Source organism: Streptococcus orisratti DSM 15617, assembly GCF_000380105.1.
Taxonomy (GTDB): Bacteria; Bacillota; Bacilli; order Lactobacillales; family Streptococcaceae; genus Streptococcus; species Streptococcus orisratti.
This window is the reverse complement of the sequence record NZ_KB904476.1, coordinates 18863-27029: the sequence shown is the minus strand read 5'-3', so window position 1 is coordinate 27029 and position 8167 is coordinate 18863. Positions and strand designations below refer to the sequence as shown.

General features: G+C 37.7%; 8 protein-coding genes and 1 pseudogene. 1 reads left to right on the top strand and 8 read right to left on the bottom strand.

What is annotated here, in order from left to right:
* Nucleotides 1-108: 108 nt before the first annotated feature.
* From A3I7_RS13195 to lacA, 8 genes and pseudogenes are all read right to left on the bottom strand, one after another.
* Nucleotides 109-390 (bottom strand): annotated as a pseudogene (locus A3I7_RS13195) (aldose 1-epimerase family protein); the annotation flags it as partial.
* 111 nt (nucleotides 391-501) lie between these two features.
* Nucleotides 502-1908, bottom strand: a complete 1407-nt coding sequence (gene lacG, locus A3I7_RS0107290; RefSeq protein WP_018376133.1) for a 6-phospho-beta-galactosidase — start codon at nucleotides 1906-1908, stop codon at nucleotides 502-504.
* Between the two features lie 14 nt (nucleotides 1909-1922).
* On the bottom strand, nucleotides 1923-3626 hold the full coding sequence (locus A3I7_RS0107285; protein WP_018376132.1) for a lactose-specific PTS transporter subunit EIIC: 1704 nt from the start codon (nucleotides 3624-3626) through the stop codon (nucleotides 1923-1925).
* Nucleotides 3627-3638: 12 nt separating this feature from the next.
* Nucleotides 3639-3950 carry a PTS lactose/cellobiose transporter subunit IIA gene (locus tag A3I7_RS0107280; RefSeq protein ID WP_018376131.1) on the bottom strand — a complete coding sequence of 104 codons (312 nt, stop codon included), beginning with the start codon at nucleotides 3948-3950 and terminating at the stop codon, nucleotides 3639-3641.
* A 157-nt stretch (nucleotides 3951-4107) separates the two neighbouring features.
* Nucleotides 4108-5085 carry a tagatose-bisphosphate aldolase gene (gene lacD / locus A3I7_RS0107275; protein WP_018376130.1) on the bottom strand — a complete coding sequence of 326 codons (978 nt, stop codon included), beginning with the start codon at nucleotides 5083-5085 and terminating at the stop codon, nucleotides 4108-4110.
* Nucleotides 5086-5092: 7 nt separating this feature from the next.
* On the bottom strand, nucleotides 5093-6025 hold the full coding sequence (locus A3I7_RS0107270) for a tagatose-6-phosphate kinase (protein ID WP_018376129.1): 933 nt from the start codon (nucleotides 6023-6025) through the stop codon (nucleotides 5093-5095).
* A gap of 11 nt (nucleotides 6026-6036) precedes the next feature.
* Nucleotides 6037-6552, bottom strand: a complete 516-nt coding sequence (gene lacB / locus A3I7_RS0107265; protein ID WP_018376128.1) for a galactose-6-phosphate isomerase subunit LacB — start codon at nucleotides 6550-6552, stop codon at nucleotides 6037-6039.
* 16 nt (nucleotides 6553-6568) lie between these two features.
* Nucleotides 6569-6994, bottom strand: coding sequence for a galactose-6-phosphate isomerase subunit LacA (gene lacA / locus A3I7_RS0107260; protein WP_018376127.1), 426 nt, complete (start codon nucleotides 6992-6994; stop codon nucleotides 6569-6571).
* A 258-nt stretch (nucleotides 6995-7252) separates the two neighbouring features.
* Here lacA and A3I7_RS0107255 point away from each other — a divergent pair, with 258 nt between their 5' ends.
* Nucleotides 7253-8014, top strand: a complete 762-nt coding sequence (locus tag A3I7_RS0107255; RefSeq protein WP_018376126.1) for a DeoR/GlpR family DNA-binding transcription regulator — start codon at nucleotides 7253-7255, stop codon at nucleotides 8012-8014.
* Nucleotides 8015-8167: the final 153 nt, after the last annotated feature.

Below are 8167 nucleotides of genomic sequence, written 5' to 3'. Positions count from 1 at the left end.
ACCAACTTGTCCCATAGTAAGTTCTACCTTATTTTTTTGTCTCAGTCTAATTTCCAGTTTTGGTGTTAGACTAGAATTTACTTTGAGAATTTAGGGTTTTAAACATTTTTAAAAAATTGTAATTCCAAAGGTTTTCTCACTCATTTCGCCGCTCGCTACAAAGCTTACTTGACGTTTATCTTCTAAAATATCACCTTCATCAAGTGACGTTGACAAGCCGATCCACGGCTCTAGAGCAATAAAAGGGCTCTTATTGACGGTTGACCATAAAATCAAATTTGGAAAATCTTCAAAATCCAAACGCAATCCTTTATCATGCTTATGAGATTTCAAAGAAACGCTGCGTGAAGCTAATTTATCCAAAGTAATGGCGTCTTTGGTAAACCAAGAAATCATTTTTTAATTCAATAACCATTTTTTGTCCTCTTTTATACAAAACAAGAGCGTCAGTATAAACCCACACTCTTATCTTATGTTAGAAATTTTTAAGAAGAATAATGACTACTCAATAATCTTCGTTTCTGCTACTTGTTTGTACCAATAAGCGCTCTTCTTAGGATAACGTTCCTGCGTCTCAAAATCTACATAGAAAAGACCGTAGCGCTTATTATAGCCATTAGCCCATGAGAATACATCCATTAATGACCAGAGGAAGTAACCTTGAACATTAGCGCCTTCTTTGATAGTTTGAGCAATAGCTTCTAAATGTCCTTTGATATAGTCAATACGTGGCTGATCATCAATCGTTCCATTAACGAAGTCATCTTTATATCCCATGCCATTTTCCGTAATATAAAGTTTTTTATAATTCGGATAATCTCGTACAATGCGCATAATCATATCATGAAGCCCTTGCGGATAGATCAACCAATCCCAGTCAGTCCTTGGGATGTCCATATCAAATTTATACTCTCCTATACCTTTGAAAGCATATAAAGACGTTCCCTTTTCACCAGTACCGTTAAGATTAATGGCACTTTCACCTTCATAATGCTTAACAAAAGTACTTTGATAGTAGTTAATTCCTAAGAAATCAAGCAAAGGTGCAGCTGCTTTTAATTCTTCAAGGTCTCCATCATAAACGGTATAAGTTTTATTGTTTTGAGACAGGACAGATGTTACGATTTCATCTGTTTCTGATGATAATTCTCCAAAGAATGTTCTATCTAACAAGAACCGATTTGACATTGTATCATCTTTTTTAGCGGCTAACCTGTCTTTTTCATCTTCTGAATTATAGGGGTAACGTTGTTCCAGAATATGAATGATTCCAATTTCACCATTTAAATTCATTTTTTTATACTCAAGAACAGCACGCGCATGAGCCACCATCATATTGTGCATGGATTGCACCATCTTGCCATTCTCAAAGCGTTCATTTGGTGGAAATTTGCCAAGCAAATACTGTCCCGCAGCTACGGAAAGAATTTCGTTAAATGTAATCCAATAATTGACTTCATTTCCATATTCTTCAAAACAGAATTTAGCAAAATTGACAAAATGATCAATATTTTCTCGGTTTAGAAAATCCCCATTGTCAAATAATACTTCTGGTGTATCAAAATGATGAAGAGTGACAAATGGTTCAACATGGTGTTTATGGCACTCTGCAATTAAATCATGATAAAAAGCAACACCCTTTGGATTGATTTCGCCAAAGCCTTTTGGAAAGATACGTGACCAAGCAATCGAAACCCGAATGCCGTTCAGTCCAAAACGTTCCGATAATTCTAAATCAATAGGATATTTATGGTAGAAATCGCTGGCGGGATCGCCAGAATAGCGACCTTCTTTCGCTAAATAGGTATCCCACGCCACACGACCTTTACCATCTTCTTGGGTAGCTCCTTCGGCTTGATAAGCAGCCGTTGCCCCTCCCAAAATAAAGTTTTCTGGTAACTGTTTCATAATAATCAAACCTTCTAATCTTCAAATTGTTTCATGACATACTCAAGAGAACCTTTCGGATCACGAGTTAAATTGATATATTCCATGCCTTCAGTCTTAGTCAATTTAATACCAAGACGATCCGTGTCTTTCTTAATATCTTGGTAGTTTGAAGCAACTTGTGGCGCTAAAATAACCAAGTCATAGTCTTTTAACATATCTTGATGTGCACCATAAGCTCCCGCTGCTGATGAAATATCAACATTATACTCTTTTGCCGCTTTATTTAGAGCGTTTGATAGCAGACCACTAGTACCACCACCAGCACAAAGAACAAGAACTTTCTTACTAAAGTTATCTGAAGTTTGAATAGCTTCTGATACAACTGGTTCTTCTTTCACTTCTGCAACTTTTTCAACAACTGGTTCTACGACTGTTTGTGTTTTTGCATCTGACACTACTTGAGCATCAGCTGCCGCTTCTTGAGCTAGAATTTGATTGTCGTACACTTTAAAGAATGGGTAGTAAATCAGAACATCCACCACAATCAAGACTACCGCTAACACAAATGACATTCCTGCAAAACCTGTTCCTAAAATCAGCCCTAGAGGACCTGGTGTTGTCCATGGTAGTACATAAGAGAAGCTGTTCATCCCTAAAACTTCAACAAAGAATTTGAAAATCCACACGTTAAGAATAGGAGCAGCAATAAATGGAACAAAGAATACTGGGTTTAAAACAAGAGGTGCACCAAACAAAATTGGTTCATTAACACCAAAGGAAGTAGGTACAACTGCCGCACGACCTATAGCTTTATTCTGTTTTGATTTTGCTAAAAGCATAAACATATACGGAACAACTAAGGTTGCCCCAGTACCACCCATTGTTGCTACAAAATATTGCAAACCTGGCGTGATAATATTGGTAGCTTGTTGTCCTGCATCAAGAAGTGCCAAGTTTTTATCAATGTTGATCAGAGCAATAGCAGAGATTGCAGGTTCAACGATAGAAGGACCATGAATACCAATAAACCAGAACATTGCCATGGCACCATAAATAATTGCTATACCAAGGTAACCATCTGCGGCTGTAAAGAGTGGCTGAAATAATTGGATAACTGCTTGTGCAAAATTAATTCCAACAACTTGGCGAACTACCAAATCAATAGCATACATGATAAGGATAGCTGCTGAAAGAGGGAAAATATCCTTAAATGTTTGAGCAATATTTGGTGGAACTTCCGATGGCATTTTTATAGTGATGTTCCGTTTAATAAAGAAATTATAAACGTTAACAGTAATAAAAGCCGCAACAAACGCAGAAAGCAAGCCCGCTGTTCCTAGGTAACCACTTCCAAAACCTCCTCCAATAGAGTCTGAAGAAAGTAGTAAAAAACCAATAATTGCTGTGATTAGAGTTGCAATATTATTAATTTGGTTTGTTGCCGGTAAGTCACGATTAAACGAATCTGTCAGATTTTTAGCTGTAGTTCCAGCCACTAACATTCCTAAAATCCCCATTGAATAGTTATAAGGCTTAACGATAAGTGCCGTTACCTCATCACTCCAATAAAATCCCCAGATATTAGGAACATAAGCAATTAACATAAAAATACTTGAGAAGATGATAATTGGCATACCTGCGATAAAACCATCTTTAATTGCCCGCAAATATTTATTTCTAGAAACCTTTTCAAAAAAAGGCTTCATTTTTTCAATTTGATTAACTAAGCCATTCATAAGCTTTCTCTCCTAACCTTTTTTATAGATATTAATTAAATGGTGGATTAAATCTTTAAGTAAAACTGTCGTCATTAGGTGATCCTGACCATGCATCATAATCAGACCTAGCGCAATATCTTCACCTGAAGCCTCTTTTGCCAGCATATCTGTTTGACTATTATGAGCAGCTACGAGAATCTTATTTGCTTCGTTAATCATTTGGTCTGCTTCATCAAATTTACCACCCTCTGCGAGTTTTAAAGCCTCTAACATTTTTGAACGTGCATCACCAGCTAATGCTACAATTTCAAAACCTAACATAGTCACTTCTTCTTTATTCATTGTATAGTCCTTCCTATTCTTATTCTTTTTCTTTTAGTAATCAAAGGTGTTTCGAGGTGCAAAAAGAGACCATTTACCTTTTATAGTATCTGATAGTCTCTCGTTTTGCAGTGTCGCCTAATTGAATAGTCACGATCCGCTATATGAAATAGTATATTTACACTTTCTCACTCCATGAGCTGGCTGTTTTGGTAAGGACTGCGTTGAGTTCTTCGATATTCTTGCGTCCTTGTGTTCTTAGCCATTCACGCGCTGCGGCTTCGCCTTCTTCGATATACACTTGTACAGAGCCAGCCCAAGTAGCACGCCCGCAAAGGACACCGTTGAATTTAGCACCTGATTCAGCCGCAAATACCAACGTTTCTTGGAAGAGTTTTGCTGAAACACCTGCGCTAAGATAGATATAAGGCAAATGACTTGCTGCTTCTTGGTCTTTGAAAGCTTTAGCAGCTTCTTCCTTTGTGTAAACCACCTCACCGTCCGCAAAACCTTCAACATATGTCATGTTGACAGGGACTTCAACCTTGAGCACATCAATACCAAAGCGGTTGTCAGAGAAAACTTTCATGGCTTCGTTAACTTTGTGAGGTTTTACTTTGGCAAATGCTGCGCTGGTATTGTCAGTGATGTTTTCATCATAAGTCAAAATCTCAAGGAAGAAGGGTATGTCTTCAGCTTTACATTCGGCACCAATGCGTTCGATGTAAGCTTGTTTTTGAAGATTAACGTATTCATCACCGTCAACATCATAATAAAGCAAGAATTTCACTGCATCAGCACCTTCCTCTTTAAGGCGTTTAGCAGACCATTCTACCAAGCAATCTGGCAAGCGGCTAGTCGTTGTCGCATCATAACCTGTTTTTTCATAAGCAAGCAAAAGTCCAGCATTCGCATCACGAACCTTACTTGCTGGCAAACCATACTCAGGGTCAAGAAGAATAGATGACGCATACGGTGTCAATTCTTCTGAAACCAAAGCTTTCAATTGTTCAATTTGTTCAACGCTTGGTTCTTCTGTTTGATAGCCTGCCATCATGCGTTTAAGTGCTCCGCGTTGGTCAAATGCCAAAGCAGAAATCACGCCATCACGGCTAAGCTTCTCAAGTAATCTGCGTTTTTCTTGTGTTAATACCATTTTTTTCTTATACCTCTTCTACCTGAATTTGATTAAATAAGTTTTCGTAATTTGTCATATTGACATGACCTGTCATTTTTTCTTGAGCGTTTAACATACCAAGAGCATTCGCATGACGTAAGAAGTCTTTGTCGGAAAGGTTATGGATAATCGCTGACGCAATACCAGCCACCGTTGAATCACCAGAACCAACAGGATTGACCACATCGATTTTTGGAATGGTAACGCGGTAATAGTGGTCACCGTGTTTCGCAAAAGCTCCTTTGCTGCCTAGTGAAACGACCACCCAATCAATCCCTGCAAACAAATCATCTTGCAAGATTTCTTTTAAGTCATCCACATCATCGCTCACTTCTCTTCCAACAAGTTGTGATAATTCTTCTGTGTTTGGCTTGATAACAAACGGTTTGTCATCACCTGCTAAAACAGCTTCCAAAGCCTTACCAGAACAATCTAGTACCACCTTTTTATCTTGCAAGTTAGCAAGTCCAATGACTTTTTGATAATAACCGTTTTCAAGCCCCGCTGGAAGACTTCCCGAAATCGTGATAACATCATAAGACGGGCAAAGGTAACGAAAATGATTAAGAAAACCATCTGCCTCATCTTGGTCAATCATCGGACCTGCTTCCAAGACTTCTGTTTGCAAGCCTTCATGCAAAATCGCAATACAGTTGCGGGTTTCTCCGTGAATTTTGAAAAAGCGATGTTGGATACCATTTTGGTCAAGCCTATTGGTTAAAAAGTCACCGAGCTTGCCACCAATAAAGCCTGTTGCAGTCACATTGTCACCAATTTCTGACAGCACACGTGTGACGTTCAAACCCTTACCACCTGCGGTTTTCTTAACCTCAGAAACACGATTGACCGTATCCAAAGTTAGTTCATCAAGCGGATAAGAAATATCAATTGACGGATTCAATGTTACGGTAAGAATCATCTGATTTTCTCCTAGTCGTGATAGTCGCCACGGTCCCATTTTTCAAGAAATTCATCAAAGAAATCTGGTGATGTTTGGTCCTCATTAACCGTTTCGACTTGTGCCATTTTTTCAATCAAAGCTTTATTTTCTGCTGTTGGTTTGTATTCAGCTTCAATAAAGGCTTCAATAATATCGCACATGAGCAATTCACCAGTGATTTTACCACCAAAACCAATGACATTGGCATTTAATTCTTCTTTGGCGTAAATCGCTGTTGTCATATCGCGAACCAAAGCTGAACGAATACCTGGAACTTTGTTGACAGAGTTGTTAATCCCAACACCTGTTCCACAGATACAAACACCTAAGTCAGCTTGACCACTTGTCACCGCTTCACCGACTTTTTTACCAAAGATCGGATAATGTGTACGTGTGTGGTCATATGTTCCACAATCAATAACCTCATAGCCTTTTGATTTCAAGAAATCTGACACTGCCATTTTTTCTGTTGTTACGATATGGTCACATCCAATTGCAATTTTCATTTTATCTTCCTCGCTCCTAACACATTTTATTTAACATATCGACACGGATTTGGTGACGACCGCCGTCATAGTGACCCTCCAAGAATCCTTTAGCGATATTTTTAGCTAATTCAATACCAACAATTTCTGCACCCATGGTAATCATACGAGCATTATTATGAGCACGTGTCATGTAAGCAGAGCGTTCATCTGAAACTTCCGCTGCGACCATACCTTTGATTTTAGTTGCTGTCATAAAGCTACCAGCACCATAAGCATCAATCATAATACCAAGATTGCCTTCAGCCGCATTGACACCCGCCGCAACAGCAAGCGTATTATCAACAAAATCTTTAGTCACATCTGTCACATCGTTAACATCATAATCATTTGCAAGCAAGTAATCTTTGATAATATTTTTCAAAGTTTCACCTGCGGCATCTGAACCAAGAATAACTGTCATTTTCATTCCCCTTTTGTTTATTTTTGTTTGTTTTCAAAATAATAATATACCAAACCAAACATGTTGTCAAGTGTTTTTTGTTTATTTTTGTTTGATACAAAATTCCGTTTTCCTTCATTTTTCCCCTATTTCATTGAATCTTTGATAAGAAACACCAAAATAAAACAAATATATTTTTGTTTCTTTCTGTTTGTAAATGTTATTATTTTATTTTATGTGCTATAATATAAGCAAAGTATGAATGGTAAGGTAGGACTGATGATAAAAAAAGAAAGACTAAATTGGATACTTGAAAAACTTGACAAACAAGCTGTCATTACCGTTAACGAGATCATTAAAGAACTAGGGATTTCAGACATGACCGTCCGTCGTGATTTGGCTGAGTTAGAAAAAAACAACCAGCTTATTCGTGTACACGGAGGAGCTCAGAGCATCAAGCTTCTAGATAAGCAAGAAAAGTCTAATAACGAAAAACACGACTTACAGGTTGAAGAAAAAAAAGAAATCGCTAAATTTGCTAGCCAACTAGTGACTGATGGTGAAACAATTTTTATCGGCCCGGGTACAACACTTGAAAGCTTGGCAAAAGAATTAACAACTAGAAAAATACGAATTGTAACCAACAGCTTGCCTGTCTTTGACATTTTAAAGGATTGTGCTGATATTGATTTATTGCTCATAGGTGGTGAATACCGACCAATTACTGGAGCATTTGTAGGATCACTCGCTAGCAACAATATCCAGTCATTAACATTTTCAAAGGCTTTCATTAGTGCTAATGCTGTATTTGAAAATGCCGTTGCGACATATAGTGAAGCGGAAGGACTCATCCAGCAGCTTGCTCTAAGCAAATCTATTGAAAAGTACCTTCTAGTTGACAATCATAAATTTGATTCTTATGACTTCTATGTGTTTTATGAAACTAGAAATTTTGACTGCGTTATTACAGACTCTAACATCTCTAAGGACAAGGTTGACCACTACAGCCAATTCACAAAAATCAATCACGCCTCTAAGTAAAACTCTCAGATTTGTCACAGCCCTTGCCAATTAGGATTAACTAAGGTTTAGTAATTATACTTATACTCAATGAAAATCAAAAGTAGCCTAGGAAACGAAGCCAACGATAGAACTTGAGTTCATCAAGGCAAGTTGACAACGGATAATTTTGAT

Bases quoted from the DNA above. Each gene is read 5' to 3' on its own strand.
- lacG (WP_018376133.1), bottom strand. From the start codon at position 1,908: ATGAAACAGTTACCAGAAAACTTTATTTTGGGAGGGGCAACGGCTGCT.
- A3I7_RS0107270 (WP_018376129.1), bottom strand. From the start codon at position 6,025: ATGATTCTTACCGTAACATTGAATCCGTCAATTGATATTTCTTATCCG.
- A3I7_RS0107280 (WP_018376131.1), bottom strand. From the start codon at position 3,950: ATGAATAAAGAAGAAGTGACTATGTTAGGTTTTGAAATTGTAGCATTA.
- lacA (WP_018376127.1), bottom strand. From the start codon at position 6,994: ATGACAGTTATTCTTGGTTCAGATGCCGCAGGTGAAACTTTGAAAAAT.
- A3I7_RS0107255 (WP_018376126.1), top strand. From the start codon at position 7,253: ATGATAAAAAAAGAAAGACTAAATTGGATACTTGAAAAACTTGACAAA.
- lacD (WP_018376130.1), bottom strand. From the start codon at position 5,085: ATGGTATTAACACAAGAAAAACGCAGATTACTTGAGAAGCTTAGCCGT.
- lacB (WP_018376128.1), bottom strand. From the start codon at position 6,552: ATGAAAATTGCAATTGGATGTGACCATATCGTAACAACAGAAAAAATG.
- A3I7_RS0107285 (WP_018376132.1), bottom strand. From the start codon at position 3,626: ATGAATGGCTTAGTTAATCAAATTGAAAAAATGAAGCCTTTTTTTGAA.